General features: G+C 69.8%; 1 protein-coding gene (running past both ends of the window). It reads left to right on the top strand.

The whole window is internal to a non-ribosomal peptide synthase/polyketide synthase gene (locus tag ACIBCN_RS40265; RefSeq protein ID WP_396997573.1) on the top strand: the coding sequence, 44,046 nt in all, runs 7,648 nt past the left edge and 12,600 nt past the right edge, and what appears here is coding positions 7,649-31,446 (codon 2,550, partial, through codon 10,482, complete); the first complete codon in view begins at window position 3. The start codon and the stop codon both lie outside this window.

Below are 23,798 nucleotides of genomic sequence, written 5' to 3'. Positions count from 1 at the left end.
TGGGCGACGCGGCCGGTATGTCGGCCGAATTCTCCTACGCCGAAGACCTTTTCGACGAGGACACGGTTGCCGCGTTCGCGCGCAGGCTCGACCGGGTGCTCGCGGCGGTCACCGCCGACCCGAACGTGCCGATCGGCGACATCGACCTGCTGGTGCCCGAAGAGCATGCACAGGTGCTCGTCGACTGGAACGACACCGCGCGGCAGGTGCCCGGCGAAACGCTGGTCTCGCTGTTCGACGCGCAGGCCGCGGCGACGCCGGACGCGACCGCGCTGGTCTTCGACGAGGAGCGGCTCACCTACCGCGAACTGCAGGTGCGGGCCAACCGGATCGCCAGACAGCTGATCAAGGCGGGCGTCGGACCGGAATCGCTGGTCGCGCTGTCCATCCGCCGCTCCAACGAACTGGTCATCGCGATGTACGCGGTGCTGCAGACGGGTGCGGCGTATGTGCCGCTCGACCCGGATCAGCCCGCCGACCGGATCAACCACATCGTCGACACCGCACGCCCGCGGATGATCCTGTACCGCTCCGCGGACGGGTTCGGCATCGACCTGCAGCGTGAGGTCTCGGTCATCGCGATCGAGGGCATCGAGGGCGTGCCAGGCATCGCCGCCTCCAGCGGCGCGCCGATCACCGATGCCGAACGCACCCAACCGCTTCGGCCGGGCAACACCGCCTACGTCATCTTCACCTCCGGGTCGACCGGCCGCCCGAAGGGTGTGGCGGTCAGCCATGCCGCGATCGTCAACCGACTGCTGTGGATGCAGCACGAGTACCCGATCGGGCCCGGCGACGCCGTGCTACAGAAGACGCCGGCCACCTTCGACGTGTCGGTGTGGGAGTTCTTCTGGCCCTTGCAGACCGGCGCGCGACTGGTCGTCGCGAAGCCGGACGGCCATCGCGATCCGGTGTACCTGGCGCAGCTCATCGCCGAACACGGCATCACCACGGCGCATTTCGTGCCGTCGATGATGTCGGTGTTCGTGTCCACCCTCGGCAACGAGAACGGTGACGCGGACGGGTACCCGTCGTCGCTGCGGCAGGTGTTCGCCTCGGGCGAGGCGTTGCCCGCGCAAACCGCGCAGCGCCTGCGCGAGCTGACCGGTGCCAAGCTGCACAACCTGTACGGCCCGACCGAGGCCGCGGTCGACGTCACGTATCACGAAGTGACGGACGCGGATTCGGTCTCGGTGCCGATCGGCCGACCCGTGTGGAACACCAGGGTCTTCGTGCTCGACGCCAGGTTGCACCCGGTCGCACCGGGTGTCGCGGGTGAGCTCTATCTCGCGGGCGATCAGCTCGCGCTGGGTTACCTCGGCCGGTCGGATCTGACCTCGGATCGTTTCGTCGCCAATCCGTACGGCGCCCCGGGTGCACGGATGTACCGCACCGGTGACTTGGTCCGATGGACGACCGCATCGCGAAGCGATTCGATGAGGGGTGGTGGCCGGGCGACGGGTGGGCCGGCGGCTGGTGAGCTGGAGTACTTGGGCCGCACCGACTTCCAGGTGAAGCTGCGCGGCCTGCGCATCGAGCTCGGCGAGATCGAGGCCGCGCTGCTGACCCAGCCCGGCATCGCGCAGTCGGTCGTGGTGGTGCGGACCGACGCGCACGCCGGCGATCAGCTGGTGGGTTACCTAGTCGCCGAAGCGGATTCGGTCATCGACACCGACGCGGTCAAGGCCGCACTCGCCGGTCTGCTGCCCGGCTACATGATTCCGGCCGCGCTGGTCGTGCTCGACGCGTTCCCGGTGAACGCCAGCGGCAAGCTCGATCGCCGGGCGCTGCCCGCTCCGGTGTTCGAGGCCAAGCGTTTCCGTGCGCCCGCCACCCCGATCGAGGAGATCGTGGCGGAGGTCTTCGCCGAGCTGCTCGGGCTGCCGCGCGTCGGCGTGGACGACGACTTCTTCGAGCTCGGCGGCAACTCCCTGGTGGCCACCCAGGTGGTGGCGCGGCTGAGCGCGGCGCTGGACACCGAGGTCGGTGTGCGCGCGCTGTTCGAGGCGCCCACCGTGGCCGCGCTGGCCGCCCGCGTCGAATCGCGGGCGGGAACCGGTGCGCGCCAGGCGCTTACGGCACAGGTGCGCCCCGAGCGGCCGCCGCTGTCGCTGGCGCAGCAGCGGATGTGGTTCCTCAACCGCTTCGACGCCGACTCGGCCGCCAACAACATTCCGGCCGCGGTGCGGCTGGAAGGAGCGCTGGATCTGGCCTCGCTGCGCGGCGCGGTCGCCGACGTGGTCGCGCGGCACGAATCGCTGCGCACCGTCTACCCGTCGCAGGACGGCGTCGCCTACCAGCGGGTGCTGCCCGCGACCAGGGCGATCCCGGACCTGGAGGTCTTCCCGGTCGCCGAGGGCCAATTGCTCGGCGCGCTCTACGAATTCGTCGAGCGCGGCTTCGACGTGACGGTCGAGCCGCCGGTGCGGCTGCGGGCCTACCAGCTCGGCGAGCAGGACTACGTGCTGGTTGTCGTGGTGCATCACATCGCGACGGACGGCTTCTCGATGCGGCCGCTGGTCCGCGACCTGATGACCGCCTACGTGGCGCGCACCTCGGAGTCCGAGCCCGGCTGGCCGCCGCTCGCGGTCCAGTACGTGGATTTCGCGCTGTGGCAGCGCGCAACGCTCGGCTCCGAGGACGATCCCACCTCGCTGATCTCCGAGCAGCTCGACTACTGGCGCAACGCGCTCAACGGTCTGCCCGACGAGCTGCGCCTGGCCGGGCGTCCCCGGCCCGCGGTCGCGTCGTATCAGGCGGGGACACACCGATTCCGGGTGCCCGGCGAGCTGATCGACGAGCTGAACCGGGTCGCGCACGCGCACGGCACCACGCTGTTCATGGTGGTGCACAGCGCCTTCGCCGCACTGCTCGCTCGACTGAGCGGTTCCGACGACATCGCCATCGGCATCCCGGTGGCGGGTCGTGGCGAGCAGGCCCTCGACGACCTGGTCGGCATGTTCGTCAACACCCTGGTGTTGCGTGCGCAGGTCGACACCGACGCGTCGTTCACCGAACTGCTCGCACAGGTGCGCGAGCGTGACCTGCAGGCCTTCGCGCACGCCGACGTGCCGTTCGAGCGGCTTGTCGAGGTGCTCAACCCGGCCCGTTCGCAGGCGCGGCACCCGCTGTTCCAGGTGATGCTGTCGTTCCAGAACCTGGGCCGCGCGTCGCTCGAACTGCCCGGCCTGCTGGTCTCCGAGCTCGGCATCGACCAGCCGACCGCGAAGTTCGACCTGCAGCTCACGCTGAGCGAGGTGCAGGGCACCGAGGCGTCGATGGACGCCGAACTCCTCTACGCCACCGACCTTTTCGACGGCGCGTTCGCGAATACCTTCGCCGAGCGCTTCCTTCGCGTGCTCGGTGGCGTCGCCGCCGAGCCGACCGCGGCGGTGGGCGATATCGAGCTGCTCGACGTGGCCGAGCGTGAGCTGGTCATCGAGCGGTGGAACGACACCGAATTCCCGGTGGACGCGGCGCTGACCTCGCCGGTCGGCGATGCCGCCGGGACGCTGGTCTCGCTGTTCGAAGCGCAGGTCGCGCGGACACCCGACGCGGCCGCGGTCACGTTCGAGGGGACAAGTCTTTCCTACGCCGAGTTCGCGGGCCGGGTGCACCGGCTGGCGCGCTGGCTGAAGCAGAACGGCGTCGGCCCGGAATCGTATGTCGCCCTTGGCATGCGGCGCTCGATCGATCTCGTCGTCGGCATGTACGCGGTGAACGCGGCCGGTGGCGCGTACGTGCCGCTCGATCCGGATCACCCGGCCGAGCGCACCGACTACATCCTGGAAACCGCGCGCCCGGTGTGCGTGCTGACCTCCGGCACCGGCCTGGCGTCCACGGGCTCCCGGCAGGTGCGCATCGACGAGCTCGACCTGTCCGAGTTCTCCGACGCGCCGCTGACCGACGCGGACCGGCACAAGCCGCTGCGCCCGGCCAACACCGCGTACGTGATCTTCACCTCGGGTTCGACCGGTCGGCCGAAGGGTGTCGCTGTCTCGCACGCGGCCATCGTCAACCGGCTGGTCTGGATGCACGCGGAGTACGGCCTCGCCGCCTACGACGTGGTGCTGCAGAAGACGCCGGCCACCTTCGACGTGTCGGTGTGGGAGTTCTTCTGGCCCTTACAGGTCGGCGCCCGCCTGGTCGTCGCCAAGCCGGACGGCCACCGCGATCCCGCGTACCTGGCTCGGCTGATCATCGAAGAGCGGGTCAGCACGGTGCATTTCGTGCCGTCGATGCTCTCGGTGTTCGTCGCCGAGGAGCGCGCGGGCGAATGCGTCAGCCTGCGTAATGTTTTCGCCTCGGGTGAGGCGCTGCCCGCCGTCACCGCGCAGCGACTGCGCGCGCTGACCGGTGCCAGGCTGCACAACCTGTACGGCCCCACCGAGGCCGCCGTCGACGTCACCTTCCACGAGGTGACCGAGGCCGACACCAGCTCGGTGCCGATCGGCGCCCCGGTGTTCAACACTCAGGTGTACGTGCTGGATTCGCGGCTGCGGCCGGTTCCGGTCGGCGTGCCCGGCGAGCTGTATCTGGCCGGCGCGCAGCTGGCGCACGGGTACGTGGCCCGCCCGGACCTGACCACCGACCGGTTCATCGCGAACCCGTTCGGCGATGCCCAGCGCATGTACCGCACCGGCGACCTGGTCTCCTGGACGGAGGACGGCGAGCTGGAGTACCTGGGCCGCACCGACTTCCAGGTGAAGCTGCGCGGCCTGCGCATCGAGCTCGGCGAGATCGAGAACGCGCTTACCGCACTGGATTCGGTGGCGCAGGCGGTCGTGCTGGTGCGCACCGACGAGCGGACCGGCGATCAGCTGGTCGCCTATGTGGTCGGTAACCCGGATCGGGCATTGGACGTCGAGTCGGTCAAGACCGCGCTCGGTGCGCAGCTGCCCGCGTACATGGTGCCCTCGGCCTATGTGGAGCTCGACGAGTTCCCGCTGAACCCGTCCGGCAAGCTGGATCGCCGGGCACTGCCCGAACCGACGTTCGCGGCCAAGATCTTCCGCGCGCCGGCCACCCCGGTGCAGGAGATCGTCGCCGATACCTTCGCCGCGGTGCTCGGTGTCGAGCGCGTGGGCCTGGACGACGACTTCTTCGAGCTCGGCGGCAACTCGCTGGTCGCCACCCAGGTGGCGGCTCGCCTCGGCGAGGCGTTGGATACCCAGGTTCCGGTGCGCGCGCTGTTCGAGGCGTCGAGTGTCGCCGCGCTGGCCGCACGCGTGGAATCGGCTGCCGGACAAGGCGGCCGGGCGCCGCTGGTGCCGCAGGAGCGCTCCGGCCTGGTCCCGCTGTCGCTGGCACAGCAGCGGATGTGGTTCCTCAACCGGTTCGACAACCGCACCGCGGTCAACAACATCCCGGTCGCCATCCGGCTCACCGGTGACCTCGATATCGATGCGCTGAATGCCGCCATCGGCGATGTGCTGGCCCGCCACGAGGCGCTGCGCACCGTGTACCCCGAGGTGGAAGGCGTCGGCTACCAGCGCATCCTGCCGGTTTCCGAGGTGTCGTTCCCGGTCACCGCCGAGCCGGTGACCGCCGACGAGCTGCCCGCGCGCATCGTCGAGCTGGCCGGCTTCCACTTCGACGTGACCCGCGAGATCGCGTTCCGCGCAAGCCTGCTCAGCCTCGACGCGCGCAACCACGTCGTGGTGCTGGTCATGCACCACATCAGCGCCGACGGCTTCTCGCTGCGGCCGCTGCTGCGCGACGTGGTCGTCGCCTACAGCGAGCGCACCCGCGGTGAAACACCGTCCTGGGCACCGTTGGACGTGCAGTACGCCGATTACTCGTTGTGGCAGCGCGACGTGCTCGGCATCGAGCACGATCCGGAATCCGTTGCGGCCCAGCAGATCGCGTACTGGACCGAGCAACTGCGCGATCTGCCCGATCAGATCGAGCTGCCCGCCGACCGGCCGCGTCCCGAGATCGCCTCCAATGCCGGTGGCACGCACAACTTCTCGGTCGATGCCGAACTGCACGCCGCGCTGGCCGAACTGGCCCGTCGTCGCGGGGTCACGTTGTTCATGGTGGTGCACGCCGCGCTGGCCGCGTGGGCGAGCAGGCTGTCCAACAGTTCCGACATCGCCATCGGCACCCCGATCGCCGGACGTGGCGAGCGGGCCCTCGATGACCTGGTCGGCATGTTCGTCAACACGCTGGTGCTGCGCAGCGAGGTCGATCCCGCCGCGCGGTTCAGCGAGCTGCTCGAGCAGGTGCGCCGGACCGATCTGACGGCCTTCGGCAATGCCGATGTGCCGTTCGAGCGGCTGGTGGATGTGATCAGCCCGGCCCGCTCGCAGGCGCATCATCCGCTGTTCCAGGTCGCGCTGACCTTCGAGGCGGCCTCGGCCGCCGATATGGGCACCGTCGAACTGCCCGGCCTGGATCTCGATGTCGTCGAATTCGACGCGGGCACCGCCAAGTTCGACGTGCAGCTGACCGTCGGCGAGACCGCCGACGGCGCACTCTCCATGTCGTGGAACTACGCGACCGAGCTGTTCGATCCGGAGACGGTGGCCTCGTTCGCCGACCGGCTGGTGCGCGTGCTGCACACCATCGCCGAGGATCCCGAGATCGCCGTCGGTGACATCGACCTGCTCGGCGAGTCCGAGCGGCTCGATGTCTCGCAGCGCTGGGTGTCCTCCGGGATGGACGCCGTGGCGCGAGCGACGGGCGCGGAGGCGGCAGCCGGCGTAACCACGGAGCGCACCGGGAGCGCCACCAATAGATACAGCGCAGGTGTTTTCGATCAATCCGGGGCCACTCTGGTCACCGTGTTCGACGCGGCCGTCGCCGCGCATCCGAACCGCACGGCGGCCCGCTTCGGCGTCGAAACACTCACCTACGGCGAGCTGGATCGGCGCGCGAATATCTTGGCGCGCAGGCTGATCGCGGACGGCGCCGGGCCCGAGTCGCTGGTCGCGGTGATCCTGCCGCGCTCGCTCGATTTGGTCGTCGCGCTGGTCGCGGTGGTCAAGACCGGTGCGGGCTATGTGCCGGTGGACCCGACCTACCCGGCGGAACGCATCGCCTACGTGCTGGGGGATTCGCAGCCGACCAGCGTGATCCTGGACTCGACGGTCCAGGTGACGGTGCCGGTGGACCTGCCGAGCGTGGTGCTGGACGGCTTCGCCGTGGAGACCGGCAATGTCGAGGACGCCGACGACGCGCCGATCACCGACGCGGACCGCAACGCGGCACTCTCGCCCGACCACGTCGCGTACGTGATCTACACCTCCGGTTCGACCGGCCGCCCCAAGGGCGTCGCCGTCACACACCGGAATGTGGTGCGGCTGTTCGCGAATACCGATCGCGACTTCAACTTCGGCCCCGACGATGTGTGGACGCTGTTCCACTCCTACGCCTTCGACTTCTCGGTGTGGGAGCTGTGGGGCCCGCTGCTGTTCGGCGGCACCCTCGTGGTGGTCGACTACTACACCTCGCGCTCGCCGGAGCAGTTCCTGGAACTGCTGCGCGCGGAGCGGGTTACGGTGCTCAACCAGACTCCGTCCGCGTTCTATCAACTGGCGGAAGCGGATCGCAACGCCGCGCCCGACGCCACCCCGCTGGCCCTGCGCTACGTGGTGTTCGGCGGCGAGGCGCTCGAGCTGCGCAGGCTCTCGGATTGGGTTGCCCGCCACGGCGCCGGGCCCGAGAACGCCTCCGCGAGCTCCGCGGCGGGGTTTCCGCTGCTGGTCAACATGTACGGCATCACCGAGACCACGGTGCACGTCTCCTACCGCGCACTGGACGCCGCGACCATCGCCGCCGCCTCCGGCAGCGTGGTCGGCCGCGCCATCGCCGGTCTGCGGGTGTATGTGCTCGACAACCGGCTGCGGCCGGTCCCGGTCGGTGTCGCGGGCGAAATGTATGTGGCCGGACCGCAATTGGCGCGCGGCTACCTCGGTCGTCCCGACCTGTCCGCCACCCGTTTCGTCGCCAACCCGCTCGGCGGCTCCGACGCGGCGGGCTCGCGCCTGTACCGCTCCGGCGACCTGGCGCGCTGGAACCGCTTCGGCGAGCTCGAATACCTCGGCCGCGCCGACGATCAGGTAAAGGTCCGCGGCTTCCGCATCGAACTCGGCGAGATCGAGTCCGCCATCCTGGCCCAGCCCGGCATCGCCCAGGCGGCGGTCATCGTGCGCGAGGACCAGCCGGGCGATCAGCGGATCGTGGCCTACGTGGTCGCGGAGCCCGACGTCGTGCCGCTGCTCGACCGGGTGCGTGACGGTGCCGCCGAGCGGCTGCCGTCGTTCATGGTGCCCGCCGCGCTGGTGCGGCTCGAGTGGATTCCGTTGACGGTCAACGGAAAGCTCGATCGCCGTGCGCTGCCGGCGCCCGCTGTGCAGTCGCGTGCCTTCCGCGCGCCGGTCACCCCGGTGCAGGAGACGGTGGCGGCGGTGTTCGCCGAGGTGCTCGACCTGCCACGGGTCGGTGTCGACGACGACTTCTTCGATCTCGGTGGTAACTCGCTCATCGCCACCAGGGTCGTCTCCCGCATCGGCGCCGCGCTCGGCACCACCGTCGCGGTGCGCGCGCTGTTCGAGGCGCCCACCGTGGCCGCCCTGGCCGCGCGGGTGGAATCGCACGCCGACGGCGCCGCGCGGGCCAGGCTGGTCGCCAGGCCGCGCAAGGCCGACGAGCTGGTGCCGCTGTCGTTCGCGCAGCAGCGCATGTGGTTCCTCAACAAGTACGACACCTCCTCGGCGGCCTACAACCTGCCGGTCGCCATCCGCCTGACCGGCGCGCTCGACGTGGCCGCGCTGCGGCTCGCGGTGGCCGACGTGGTGCGCAGGCACGAGTCGCTGCGCACCCGCTACCCCGAGCACGGCGGTACCCCGGTCCAGGTGATCGTGCCCGCCGAGAACATCGCGCTCGACCTGCACCCGGTGCAGGTGGATCCGGCCGAGCTGACCGCCGTGGTGACCGACTTCGTCACCACCGGATTCGATGTGGCCGAACAGGTTCCGCTGCGCACCAGGCTCTACAGCGCGGGCCCCGACGAGCACGTACTCGTCGTGGTGGTGCACCACATCGCGGCGGACGGCTTCTCGATGGGGCCGCTGACCCGCGACGTGATGCTGGCCTACTCGGCGCGCGCCCAGGACAGCGCGCCCGGCTGGGCACCGCTGGCCGTGCAGTACGCCGACTTCGCCGTCTGGCAGCGTGAAGTCCTTGGCACCGAAGACGATTCGGACTCGCTGCTGGCGCGCCAGGTGGCGCACTGGCAGCAGGTCCTCGACGGTGTGCCGGACGAGCTGACGCTGCCCGCGGACCGCCCGCGTCCGGCGATCGCCTCGTTCCGCGGCGCGACGCTGCACCGCGAGCTGCCCGGCGAACTGATCGCCGGGCTGGAAGACATTGCGCGGCAACGCGGTGCGTCGCTGTTCATGGTGATGCACGGCGCGCTGACGGTGCTGCTGTCGCGGCTGTCCGGCGCGGACGACATCGCGGTCGGCACGCCGATCGCGGGCCGCGGCGAGCAGGCGCTCGACGATCTGGTCGGCATGTTCGTCAACACCCTGGTGCTGCGCACCGGCATCGACGCCGCCGAATCGTTCACCGAGCTGGTCGATCGGGTGCGGCGCACCGACCTGGACGCGTACGGCAACGCCGACGTGCCGTTCGAGCGACTGGTGGAACTGCTCGCACCGGAACGCTCGCAGGCGCGTAACCCGCTGTTCCAGGTGATGCTCGCCTTCCAGAACCTGGATCGCACCAGCCTCGAACTGCCCGGGCTCTCGGTGTCCGCGCTCGACCTCGAAGAGAATGTCGCGCGCTTCGACCTGCAGTTCACGCTGTCGGAGCTGGGTGAACCAGGCACGGCCGGAATGGCTTTGGCGCTCACCTACGCCACCGAGCTGTTCGACGAGTCCACTGCTGCGGAGATCGCGCAGCGGTGGCAGCGGGTGCTCGAGGCCATCGTCGCCGACCCGGCCATCGCGGTCGGCCAGATCGACGTGCTCGATGCCGCGGAACGGGCTGACCTGACCGCCCGCACCGGCCCGCAGGCTACGGTCGCGCGGACGCTACCCGACCTGATCGCCGAGGCCGCCGCCATCGACCCGGCCGCACCCGCGGTGGTGTTCCAGGGGCGCAGTCTGTCCTACGGCGAGCTCGACGAACGCTCGAACCGCTTGGCTCGCTTGCTGATCGAGCGTGGCCTCGGCACCGAAGATCTGGTCGCGATCGCCGTGCCGCGCTCGGACGACTCCTACTTCGCCGAATGGGCGGTCGCCAAGTCCGGTGCCGCCTTCGTGCCGATCGACCCGACCTACCCGGCCGACCGCATTGCGCACATGGTCACCGATTCGGGTTCCCCGGTCGGTCTGACTGTGACGTCGGTGCGGGGCGACCTGCCGGACTCGGTCGAATGGCTCGTCCTCGACGAGCTGGATCTGACCGGCGTCGACGCGGCCGCGATCACCGACGCCGAGCGCGTGCGCCCGGTCCGGCCGGAGCATCCGGCCTACGTCATCTACACCTCCGGCTCCACCGGCGTCCCCAAGGGCGTCGTGGTCACCCACACCGGTCTCGCCAACTTCCGGGACGAGCAGAACGCTCGCTACGACGTCGATTCATCCACGCGCGCACTGCATTTCGCGTCGCCGAGCTTCGACGCGTCGATTCTCGAGTTCCTGCTGGCGATCGGCTGCGGCGGCACCCTGGTGGTCTGCCCGCCCGGGGTGTACGGCGGCGACGAGCTGGCCGAGCTGATCCGCGCCGAGCGCGTCACGCACGCGTTCATCACTCCGTCCGTGCTCGCCTCGCTGGATCCGGCCGCGCTGGCCGGCATGCGGGTGGTCGTGGCCGGTGGCGAGGCGGTCCCGGCCGACCTGGTCACCAAGTGGGGCGGCGCGCCGGACGGTTCCGGGCGGCGCTTCCACAACGGTTACGGTCCGACCGAGACCACGATCATGACCAACATCAGCGACGCGCTGACGCCGGGCGATCTGGTCACCATCGGTGGCCCGACCCGCGGCATGCAGTCGCTGATCCTGGACGCCCAGCTCCGGCCCGTGCCGGTGGGTGTCGCGGGTGAGCTCTATCTGTCGGGTGTCCAGCTGGCCCGCGGCTACCACGCGCGCGCCGGGCTGTCCGCCGACCGCTTCGTGGCGAATCCGTACGTGGCCGGTGCGCGGATGTACCGCACTGGTGACGTGGTCCGCTGGACCCGTACCGGTGAGGTGGAATACGTCGGGCGGTCCGACTTCCAGGTCAAGGTGCGCGGTTTCCGCATCGAGCTCGGTGAGATCGACGCGGCACTGGCCGCGCACGAGAACGTCGACTTCGCGGTCACCGTCGGGCACAAGGGCACCGCCGGTGCCACCTCGCTGGTGGCCTATGTGGTTGCGGCACAGGGCCGGACGATCGATGTGGCGGCGCTGACCGCACACGTCGAGGATCGGTTGCCCGCGTACATGGTGCCGTCGTCGATCATGGTGATCGACCGGGTGCCGCTCACCCCGGTCGGCAAGCTGGACCGAAAGGCGTTGCCGGAGCCGGTGTTCGCGACCGAGGTCGTGTTCCGTGCGCCGCGCACGCCGGTCGAGCAGGCCATCGCCGAGGTGTTCGCCGAGGTGCTCGGCGTGGAGCGGGTCGGCGTCGACGATTCGTTCTTCGCGCTCGGCGGCGACAGCATCGTCTCCATCCAGCTGGTGTCGCGGGCCAAGGCGCGTGGCGTGGTGTTCACGCCGCGCAACGTCTTCGAGCAGCGCACCGTGGCCGGGCTTGCCTCGGTCGCAGGCACCGCCGACGCCGCGGCGGCGTCGGCCGTGGTGCTTGCCGAGCTGCCCGGTGGTGGTGTCGGCGCGATGCCGCTGACCCCGGTCGTGCGGTTCATGGCGGAGCGGCGCGGCTCGTTCGGCCGGTTCAACCAGACCCTCGCGCTGGAGCTTCCGGTCGGTATCGACCGGGCGGGCATCGTCGCGACGGTCGGCGCGGTCATCGACCGCCACGACATGCTGCGGGCGAGCCTGCGCGAGGTCGAGGGGGAGTGGATCCTCGAGACCGCCGCGGCAGGCACGGTCGACGTGGACGCGTTGGTCGACCACAGCACCTTCGACGCCGGTGTCGATGATGCCGAGCTGATCGAGATCGCTTCCGCCGCACTGGATTCCTCGCTCGATCGACTGGATCCCGCTGCGGGCGTTGTCATTCGGTTCGTCTGGCTGGAGCCGTCGAGCAGCGAACGGGCCGGACGCCTGATCGTGGTCGGTCATCACCTGGTGGTCGACGGTGTCTCCTGGCGCATCCTGGTGCCGGACTTCGTCGCGGCCTGGGGCCAGCGCACCGCGGGCCAGCAGCCCGAGTTGGTCGCACCGGCCACCTCGATGCGGGCCTGGGCGCACGGGCTCGAACGCGAGGCGCGCAGTGCCGAACGTGTCGCCGAGCTCGACCATTGGCGTTCGGTGGTCGACGCGGCCGATCCGCTGCTCACCGAGCGTCCGATGGACCCGGCGATCGACACCTCGGGTGTCATCGAGAAGCTGCGGGTCGAGGTGTCCGCCGAGGTCACCAAGGCGCTGCTGACCACGGTCCCCGCGCTGTTCCACGGCGGCGTGAACGACGGCCTGCTCACCGCGCTTGCCCTGGCGACCGCGAAATGGCGGGCGCGCCGGGCCGGTGCTCGCGGCGATTCGCTGCTGATCCGCCTGGAGGGCCACGGCCGCGAAGAGGACATCGTGCCCGGCGCGGACCTGTCCCGCACCGTCGGCTGGTTCACCGCGATCTTCCCGGTCCGCTTCGACCTGTCCGGCATCGACATCGATGCCGCGCTGGCCGGCGGGCCCGCGCTCGGCCAGGCCGTCAAGGCGATCAAGGAGCAGCTGCTCGCGGTGCCGGACAAGGGCGTCGGCTACGGGCTGCTGCGCTACCTGAACCCGGAGACTGCCACCGAACTGCCCGTCGAACTGCCCGGCCAGGTGAGCTTCAACTACCTGGGCCGTGTCTCCGAGGGCGATGTGCCGGAGTCGCTGCGCGGCTTCGGCTGGATCCCGGCCGCTGAGCTGGGCGCGCTCGGCGGAGCCTACGACGCGGACATGCCCGCGATGGCGCCGCTGGACATCAACGCGATCGTCACCGGCGACAAGCTGACCGCGAACATCGGCTATCCGTCGACGCTGCTCGACGCCGCCGCCGTCCGCGAATTCGGCGAGCTGTGGACGACCGCGCTGGAAGCGGTTGCCCGGCATGCCAATTCGACCGGCGCCGGTGGGCACACGCCGTCCGACTTCGCGCTGGTGCGCAGCGCGCAGGGCGATATCGACGGCTGGGAGCGGCGCTTCCCGAACCTGGCCGACATCTGGCCGCTGTCGGCACTGCAGTCGGGTCTGCTGTTCCACGCCAGGCTCGCCGCCGGCTCGGTGGACGTGTACACCGCGCAGGCGGTGCTCACCCTCACCGGCCGGGTCGACGCGGCCCGGTTGCGTTCGGCCGCACAGGCTTTGGTCGACCGCTACGAGAACCTGCGCACCGCGTTCGTCACCGACCGGGACGGCAGCCCGGTGCAGGTGGTCCTGGACAGCGTCCGGGTCGCCTGGTCCGAGCACGACCGGATCGAGCAGGGCGACGGCGACGATCTCATCGCCGCGGACCGCACCACGCGCTTCGATCTGACCGAGCCGCCGCTGATCCGCTTCACGCTGATCCAGGTGGCGCGCGACCGCTGGCAGTTCGTGGTGGCCAACCACCACATCCTGCTCGACGGCTGGTCCATGCCGCTGCTCATGCAGGACCTGCTCGTGCTCTACGCGGCACACGCGGACACCAGCGTGCTGCCCGCGGTGCGGTCCTACCGGCACTTCCTGGAATGGACGGCGCAGCAGGATCATTCGGCCTCGGTCGCCGCGTGGACCACCGCGCTGCGTGGTGTCACCGAGCCGACGCTGCTGGCCCGCCCGGACGCCGGACGGGAAATCACCTCGCTGTCCGGCGAATACTTCTTCGAGCTCGATGAGACGGCCACCGCGCGGCTTACCGCGCTGGCCGGTTCGCTCGGCGTCACGCCGAACACCGTGCTGCAGACCGCGTGGGGAATCGTGGTCGGCCGGATGACAGGTCGCGACGACGTGCTGTTCGGCACCACGGTGTCCGGGCGTCCCGCCGACCTGTCCGGCGTGGAGTCGATGGTCGGCCTGTTCATCAACACCGTGCCGGTGCGGGTGCGCTTCGACCCGGCGGAGTCCGCGCGGCAGCTGCTGACCCGGACCCAGGGCGAGCAGGCGGATCTGCTCGATCACCACTATGTCGGGCTTGCGGATATCCAGTCTGCGGCGGGCATCGGTGGGCTGTTCGACACGCTCGTGGTGTTCGAGTCCTACCCGATGGACGCCGAGGGACTACAGGCGCAGGCCGCGGATATCGACGGCATGGCGGTCGTCGGCCTCGACGCGGCCGATGCCACGCACTACCCGTTGACGTTGATTGCCCAGCTGGACTCGCGACTGCGGATTCGCGCGGGCTACCTGCGTGATCTGTTCGACGAGCAGACCGTGCGGCGGATCGCCGATCGCTTGATCCGGGTGCTGACCGCGATCACCGCCGAACCGGCTGTGCCGGTGGGCGATATCGAGCTGCTCGACACCGTTGAGCGCGAGCTCGTGGTGTCCGGCTGGAACGACACCGCGTACGAGGTGGATTCGGCCGCGACGCTCGTCTCGAAGTTCTACGAGCAGGCCGCGAGCACGCCCGATGCGACCGCGCTGAGCTTCGAGGGGACAACTCTGGCCCACCCGTCGCCCGACCACCACCCCTCATCGAGTCGCTCCGCGACGCTGACATATGACGAGTTCGCCGGTCGGGTCAACCAGCTCGCCCGCTGGCTGATCGCCCGCGGTGTCGGCGCGGAATCGTATGTGGCGCTTGGCATGCGGCGCTCGATCGACCTCGTTGTCGGTATGTATGCCGTCACCGTTGCCGGTGGCGCGTACGTGCCGTTGGACCCGGATCACCCGGCCGAGCGCACAGAATACATTCTGGCCACGGCGGATCCGGTGTGTGTGCTGACCTCCGGCACCGATCTCGACATCGATACCGCGCAGGTGCGCATCGATCTGCTCGATCTGAGCGGCCTGTCCGAAGCGCCGGTCACCGACGCGGATCGCTGGGCGCCGTTGCGGCCGTCGAACACCGCGTACGTGATCTTCACGTCCGGTTCCACCGGGCGTCCCAAGGGTGTCGGTGTTTCGCACGCCGCGATCGTCAACCGCCTGGTGTGGATGCAGTCCGCCTACGCGCTGGACGCCACGGACGCGGTGTTGCAGAAGACGCCGGCCACCTTCGACGTGTCGGTGTGGGAGTTCTTCTGGCCCTTGCAGATCGGCGCGCGCCTGGTTGTCGCGAAGCCCGATGGGCATCGGGACCCGGCCTACCTGGCCGAGATCATCAGCGCCGAGCGGATCACCGTCACGCACTTCGTGCCGTCGATGCTCGCGGTGTTCGTCGCCGACGCGGCCGCGGCCCAGTGTGATTCGCTGCGGTTGGTGTTCGCCTCCGGTGAGGCGTTGCCGCCCAAGCCCGCCCACCGGCTGCGTGAGCTGACCGGTGCGGCGTTGCACAACCTGTACGGCCCGACCGAGGCCGCGGTCGACGTCACCTTCCACGAGGTCGTCGATACCGACACCGACACCGTGCCGATCGGTGCTCCGGTCTACAACACCCAGGTGTACGTGCTGGATTCGCGGCTGCGCCCGGTTCCGGTTGGTGTCGCGGGTGAGCTGTATCTGGCGGGTACTCAGCTGGCGCGCGGGTACGTCGCGCGTCCGGATCTGACCAGCGACCGGTTCGTCGCCAACCCGTACGGCGCCACCGGCGAGCGCATGTATCGCACCGGTGACCTGGTGGCGTGGACGTCGACTGGTGAGCTGGAGTACTTGGGCCGCACCGACTTCCAGGTGAAGCTGCGCGGTCTGCGCATCGAACTCGGTGAGATCGAGACCGCGCTCACCGCGCTCGACGAGGTCGCCCAGTCGGTCGTGGTGGTCCGCGGTGACCAGCACACCGGCGATCAGCTCGTCGCCTACATCATTCCCGCGCCGAATGTCCGGGTGGATATCGAGCTGCTGCGTGAGGATCTGGCCGAGCGGCTGCCCGCGTATATGGTGCCGTCCGTGGTGCTCGTGCTCGACGAGTTCCCGCTCAACGCCTCCGGCAAGCTCGATCGCAAGGCGCTGCCCGCGCCGGTCTTCGAGGCCGCGGTGTTCCGCGCGCCGACGACGCCGGTGGAGGAGATCGTCGCGGCCACCTTCGCCGAGGTGCTCGGCCTGGAGCGGGTCGGCTTGGACGACGACTTCTTCGCGCTCGGCGGCAACTCGCTGACCGCCACCCAGGTGGCCGCGCGGTTGTCCGCCGCGCTGGACGCCGATCTCGGTGTCCGGGAACTGTTCGAGGCGTCCACGGTGGTCGCGCTCGCGGCCCGGGCGGAGACGCACACCGGTGCCGGTGCGCGGGCGGCCCTGGCGCCGCAGCAGCGACCCGCCTTGGTGCCGCTGTCGCTCGCTCAGCAGCGCATGTGGTTCCTCAACCGCTTCGATCCGGACTCGGCGGTGGACAACATCCCGGCCGCGGTACGGCTGTCCGGTCTGCTCGACCGGCAGGCGCTGCAGATCGCGGTCGCCGACGTGCTGGCCAGGCACGAGTCGCTGCGCAGCTTCTACCCCGAGGTCGACGGCACCGCGCACCAGCAGACGGTGCCGACCGCCAAGGTGATTCCGGATCTCGCGCCCTTCGAGGTCACCGAGGCCGAACTGCCGCAACGGCTTTCCGAGCTGGTGCTGACCGCCTTCGACGTCACCACCGAGGTGCCGTTCCGGGCAAGGCTTTTCGAGGTCAGCCCGACCGAGCACGTGCTGGCCCTGGTGGTGCACCACATCTCCGCCGACGGCTTCTCCATGGGCCCGCTGACCCGAGACGTGATGACCGCCTACGGCGCTCGCGTCGAGGGCGGCGAACCCGCCTGGCGGCCACTGGAAGTCCAGTACGCCGACTTCGCGCTGTGGCAGCGCGCGGTCCTCGGCGACGAGGACGATCCGGAATCGGTGATCGCCAAGCAGATCGCGTACTGGTCGAACTCGCTGGCCGGCCTGCCCGATCAGCTCGACCTGCCCACCGACCGGCCGCGGCCCGCGGTCGCCTCCGGTCGCGGCGCGACCCACGCCTTCGAGATCGACGCCGACACCCACGCCAAGCTCACCGAACTCGCCCGCACCAGGGGCGCGACGCTGTTCATGGTCACCCACACCGCGCTCGCGGTGCTGCTCGCCCGGCTGTCCGGCGAGGACGATATCGCCATCGGCACCCCGGTCGCCGGTCGTGGCGAGCGTGCCCTCGACGACCTGATCGGCATGTTCGTCAACACCCTGGTGCTGCGGACCCCGATCGACAGCGGCGCGACGTTCACCGACCTGCTTCGCACGGTGCGCGCCGCCGACATCGCCGCGTTCGGGCACGCGGACCTGCCGTTCGAGCGGCTGGTCGAGATCCTGAACCCGGCGCGCTCGCAGGCCAGGCACCCGCTGTTCCAAGTGCTGTTGTCGTTCCAGAACCTCGGCCAGAACAGTCTCGAGCTGCCCGGCCTGACGGTCAGCGGCGTCGAATTGCCGATCGACACGGCGAAGTTCGACCTGCAGCTGACGCTGTCGGAGAAGAACACCGGCCAGGCTGTCAACGGCACGGGTGCGGCCCCTGCCGGTATCAGCGCCGAATTCATCTACGCCACCGACCTTTTCGATCCGGAGACGATGGCGGAGCTCGGGCAGCGGTTCAACCGTCTGCTCGGCGCGCTTGCGGCGGAACCGGATCGGCCGATCGGCGATATCGCGCTGCTGGACGAGCGGGAGACCGAGCAGGCACTGCGCGGCTGGAACGACACCGAGCGTGATCTCGGCGCGCCGAGCACGCTGGTCGCCGAGTTCGCCGCTCAGGCACGGGCCACTCCGGATTCGATCGCCGTGGTCGACCCGGCCACCGGAAGCTCGCTCGCCCACCCGTCGCCCGGCCACCACCCCTCATCGAGTCGCTCCGCGACGCTTACCTATGCCGAGTTCGGCGCTCGCGTACATCGGTTGGCGCACAGGCTGATCGAGGCCGGTGTCGGCCCGGAGTCCCTGGTCGCCCTCGGCCTGCGGCGCTCGGTCGATTTCGTAGTTGCCGTCTATGCCGTGCACGAGGCCGGCGGCGGTTACGTGCCGCTCGACCTCGACCAGCCCGCCGACCGGGTGAACTACGTGCTCGAGTCGGCCGATCCGGTGTGCGTGCTGACCACGTCCCGCGACGGGTTCGAGGCGGACGGCCGGACCACGCTGTCGATCGACGAGCTGGATCTGTCCGGCTACGCGGACGAGCCGGTCACCGACGCCGAGCGGCTCGCGCCGCTGCGCCCGGAGCACCCGGCGTACGTGATCTTCACCTCCGGCTCGACCGGCCGCCCCAAGGGCGTCGCGGTGCCGCATGCCGCCGTGGTGAACCAGATCCGTTGGATCACCGGCGAATACGGCATCGGCGCCGACGACGTCGTGCTGTTCAAGACGCCCGCCACCTTCGACGTGTCGGTGTGGGAGCTGTTCGGCCCGATGACCACCGGCGCGCGGTTGGTCGTCGCGAGCTATGACGGTCATCGCGATCCGCAGTACCTGGCGGACGTGATCGCCGCCGAACGGGTCACCATGACCTCGTTCGTGCCCTCGATGCTCACCGTGTTCGCCGGAAACGTCGACATCACCGGCGGCAGTGACGCTCTCGCCTCGCTGCGGACGCTGTTCATCGCCGGTGAGGCGTTCACCAGCGAAGCGGTCGAGGCGATCCGCCGGGTCAGCTCGGCCGAGCTTTACAACCTTTATGGCCCAACGGAATTCACCGTGCACGCCACGCACGGCCCGGTGGCCGACGACGTCACCGGCGCGGTGCCGATCGGTCTGCCGGTGTGGAATGCCCAGGCGTACGTGCTCGATGCCCGGCTGAAGCCGGTGCCCTCGGGTGTCGCGGGCGAGCTGTACCTCGCGGGCGCGCAGCTGGCGCGCGGCTACTTCGGCCGCACCGACCTGACCTCGGATCGCTTCGTGGCCAACCCGTTCGGTGCCGAGGGTGCCCGGATGTACCGCACGGGTGACCTCGTCACCCGCGACGACACTGGCGCCATCGTTTATATCGGCCGCACCGACTTCCAGGTGAAGCTGCGCGGCTTGCGCATCGAGCTCGGTGAGATCGAATCCGCGCTCGCCGCACACGATTCGGTGGCTCAGTCCGTCGCCATGGTGCGCGCGGACGGGCACACCGGCGATCAGCTAGTCGGCTATGTGGTGCCGGCCGGCGGTGCGACGGTGGACGTCGACGAGCTCCGGACGCACCTGGCCGGGCGACTGCCGTCGTACATGGTGCCCGCCGCGCTCGTGGTGCTCGACGCCATGCCGCTCAACCCGAACGGCAAGCTGGATCGGCGCGCGCTGCCCGAACCCGCCTTCGAGGCAAGGGAATTCCGCGCACCGTCCACCCCGATCGAAGAGATCGTGGCCAACACCTTCGCCGAGGTGCTCGGCCTGACCGCCGCCGATGGCGAACGCGCCGTCGGCATCGACGACGACTTCTTCGAGCTCGGCGGCAACTCGCTCATCGCGACCCAGGTGGTCGCCAGGCTCGGCGCCGCACTCGACACCCGCGTCCCGGTGCGGATGCTGTTCGAGGCGCCGACCGTCGCCGCGCTGGCCGGGCGGATGGAGGCCCACCAGGGCACCGGACGCCGCCGCGAACTCGTCGCGGGACAGCGTCCGGCCCGGATTCCGTTGTCGCTGTCACAGCAGCGGATGTGGTTCCTCAACCGGTTCGACACGGACTCGGCAGTCAACAACATCCCGCTGGCCGTCCGGCTCACCGGTTCGCTCGACACCGACGCGCTGCGTCAGGCCGTCGCCGACGTGGTCGACCGGCACGAGGTGCTGCGCACCGTCTACCCGGAGACCGCCGACGGTCAAGGCGTTCAGGTGGTGCTGCCCGCCGGGCAGGAACCCATCGACCTGACCCCGATCGAGGTGTCCGAGACCGAAATCCAGGACCGCGTCCGCGAATTGGTGCTGACCGGCTTCGACGTCACCACCGCGGTGCCGGTGCGGGCCCAGCTGTTCCGGGTGGCCGGCTCGATGGACGGCTCGCAGCCGGACACCCACGTGCTGGTCTTCGTGGTGCACCACATCTCCGGCGACGGCTGGTCGGTGCGCCCGCTGGCCCGCGACGTGATGATCGCCTACGCGGCCCGCTCCCGCGGCGACGCGCCTGCCTGGCCGCCGCTGCCGGTGCAGTACGCCGACTACGCGCTGTGGCAGCGCGAAACCCTTGGCTCCGAAGACGATCCGGCCTCGCTGATCGCGCAGCAGGTCGCCTACTGGTCGGCAAGCCTGGCCGGGCTGCCCGACCAGCTCGACCTGCCGTCGGACCGGTCGCGGCCCGCCGTCGCATCCAATCGTGGTGGGGTATACGAGTTCTCGCTCGACGCCCAGCTGCTGCGTGACCTGAACGCGCTGGCCAGGGAGCACGGCGCGAGCCTGTTCATGGTGGTGCACGCCGCGTTCGCCGCGCTGCTCGCCCGCTTGTCCGGCAGCGACGACATCGCCATCGGCACCGCCGTCGCCGGCCGCGGTGAAGCCGTACTCGACGACGCCATCGGCATGTTCGTCAACACGCTCGTGCTGCGCAGCGAGGTCGACCCCGCGGCGCCGTTCGCGGACCTGGTCGCGCACACCAAGGACCGCGACCTGGCCGCCTTCGGGCACGCGGACCTGCCGTTCGAGCGGCTGGTCGAGATCCTGAACCCGGCGCGCTCGCAGGCCAGGCACCCGCTGTTCCAGGTGATGCTGTCGTTCCAGAACACCGGGGAGGCCTCGTTCGAGCTGCCCGGTCTCGAGGTCGCCGGCGTGCCCCTGGACGTGGTGACGGCCAAGTTCGATCTGCACCTGAGCCTGTCCGACCGGGTCGACGCCGAAGGCTCCGCCGACGGCATGACCGCGGAATTCGCTTACGCGACCGATATGTTCGACGCGGGCACCATCGCCGGCGTCGCGGATCGGCTCGTCCGGCTGTTGACCGCTGTCGTCGCGGATCCGTCCGTGGCGGTCGGTGACGTCGAGCTGCTGGATGCGGCCGAGCACGCGCAGGTGGTCGCGCGCTGGAACGACACCGCGCACGCGGTGGATGATTCGGCGACGTTGGTGTCGATGTTCGAGACGCAGGCCGCTCGGACACCTGACACGATCGCGGTGACGTTCGAGGAGACGAGTCTGTCCTATGCCGAGTTCTCGGCAAGAGTGAATCGTCTTGCGCGTCATCTGATCTCGATGGGTGTTGGCCCGGACTCGATGGTCGCGCTCGGTATGCGCCGCTCGATCGAGCTGGTCGTCGGCATGTACGCGGTGAGCGTTGCCGGTGGTGCGTATGTGCCGCTGGATCCCGATCACCCGGCCGATCGCACGCACTACGTACTCGATACCGCGCGACCGGTCTGCGTGTTGACCACCGTGGGTGATGAGTTCGATGCGGGGAAGACACCTGCCGTCGAGATCGACCGCCTCGAGCTGTCGGACTACTCCGGCGCGCCGGTGACCGACACGGATCGTCGTGCGCCGCTGCGGCCTTCGAACACCGCGTACGTGATCTTCACGTCCGGCTCCACGGGGCGCCCGAAGGGTGTCGCGGTCAGCCATGGTTCGATCGTCAACCGTTTGGTGTGGATGCAGGCCGAGTACGGCTTGGAGCGCACTGATGTGGTGTTGCAGAAGACTCCGGCGACGTTCGATGTGTCGGTGTGGGAGTTCTTCTGGCCTTTGCAGATCGGTGCCCGCCTGGTCGTCGCGAAGCCGGACGGCCACCGCGATCCCGGCTACCTGGTCCAGGTGATCACCGAGCAACAGGTCACCACCGCGCACTTCGTGCCGTCGATGCTCTCGGTGTTCGTCGCCGAGCAGCGCGCGGACGAATGCACCAGCCTGGTCAACGTTTTCGCCTCCGGTGAGGCCCTGCCCGCGGCCACCGCGCAGCGGATGCAGGAACTCACCGGCGCCCGCCTGCACAACCTGTACGGCCCGACCGAGGCCGCCGTCGACGTCACCTTCCACGAGGTGGACGAGGCCGACGCGGTGTCCGTGCCGATCGGTGCCCCGGTGTTCAACACCCAGGTGTACGTGCTGGATTCGCGGCTGCACCCGGTGCCGGTCGGCGTCGCCGGTGAGCTGTACCTCGCGGGTGTGCAGCTGGCCCGCGGCTATGTCGCGCGTCCGGAGCTGACCGCGGATCGGTTCGTGGCCAACCCGTTCGGTACGGACGGCGAGCGCATGTATCGCACCGGAGACCTGGTCACCTGGACTGCGGCTGGTGAGCTGGAGTACCTGGGCCGCACCGACTTCCAGGTGAAGCTGCGTGGCTTGCGGATCGAGCTCGGCGAGATCGAATCCGCGCTCACCACACTGGATTCCATCGCGCAGGCGGTGGTGGTCGTGCGCTCGGATGACCGCCTCGGCGATCAACTCGTCGGGTATGTCGTGCCGACCACCGGCCGGGCGATCGACATCGACGGCGTGCGCGCCGAACTCGGCGGCGAGCTGCCCGCGTACATGGTGCCCTCGGCGTTCGTGGTGCTCGAGCAGTTCCCGCTCAACGCCTCCGGCAAGCTCGACCGCAAGGCGCTGCCCGCGCCGGTGTTCGAGGCCAAGGTGTTCCGCGCACCGTCCACCCCGATCGAGGAGATCGTCGCAGGCACCTTCGGCGACGTGCTCGGTGTCGCCAGGGTCGGTCTCGACGACGACTTCTTCGAACTCGGCGGCAACTCGCTGCTGGCCACCCAGGTGACCGCGCGGCTCGGTGCCGCGCTGGACACCAGGCTGGCGGTCCGCGACCTGTTCGAGGCGTCGACGGTGTCCGCGCTGGCCACCCGGGTCGAGCGCAACGCCGGATCGGGTAGGCAGCGGCCGAAGCTGGAGACGGGGGAGCGTCCCGCGCGGATCCCGCTGTCGCCGGCCCAGCAGCGCTACTGGTTCCTCAACCAGTTCGACACCACCACTTCGGCGGTCGACAACATCCCCCTCGCGGTGCGGTTGTCGGGTGCGCTCGATGTCGCCGCGCTGGAACAGGCGATCGGCGACGTGTTCGCGCGCCACGAGGTGCTGCGCACCACCTACCCGCGCTCCGCGGACGGGCCACACCAGGTGATCCGGCCCGCAGCCCAGTCCGCGGCCGCGCTCACCCCGGTCGAGGTCACCGAGGCCGATCTGCTCAACGCGGTCATCGCGTTCGCGCTGACCACCTTCGACGTCACCGTCGAGGTGCCGCTGGCCGTTGCGCTGTTCCGGATCAGCGCGGGTGGGAGTAGGGCGGGATCCGGCACCGATGAGCACGTGCTCGCGTTCACCGTGCACCATGTGGCGGCCGACGGCTCCTCGATGGGCCCGTTGGCTCGCGACGTGATGGCCGCGTACGTGGCCCGCGTGCAAGGCGAGGTGCCGCAGTGGCTGCCGCTGTCGGTGCAGTACGCCGACTACGCGCTCTGGCAGCGCGTGGTGCTCGGTTCCGAAGACGATCCGGAATCCCTTGCCGCCCAGCAGGTCGCCTACTGGCGGACCGCGCTGGGTGGGCTGCCCGATCAGCTGGAACTGCCCGCCGACCGGCCGCGCCCGCCCGCGCAGTCGTTCCACGGCAAGGCGATTCGCTTCGAGATATCCCCGGAGCGGCACGCCCGCCTGCACGAACTGGCCCGCGCCAACAACGCGTCGCTGTTCATGGTGGTGCACGCGGCGCTCGCCGTGCTGCTG

The organism is Nocardia sp. NPDC051052, assembly GCF_044456045.1.
Taxonomy (GTDB): Bacteria; Actinomycetota; Actinomycetes; order Mycobacteriales; family Mycobacteriaceae; genus Nocardia.
The sequence above is the reverse complement of the archived record's forward strand: the minus strand, read 5'-3'. Positions and strand labels throughout refer to the sequence as shown.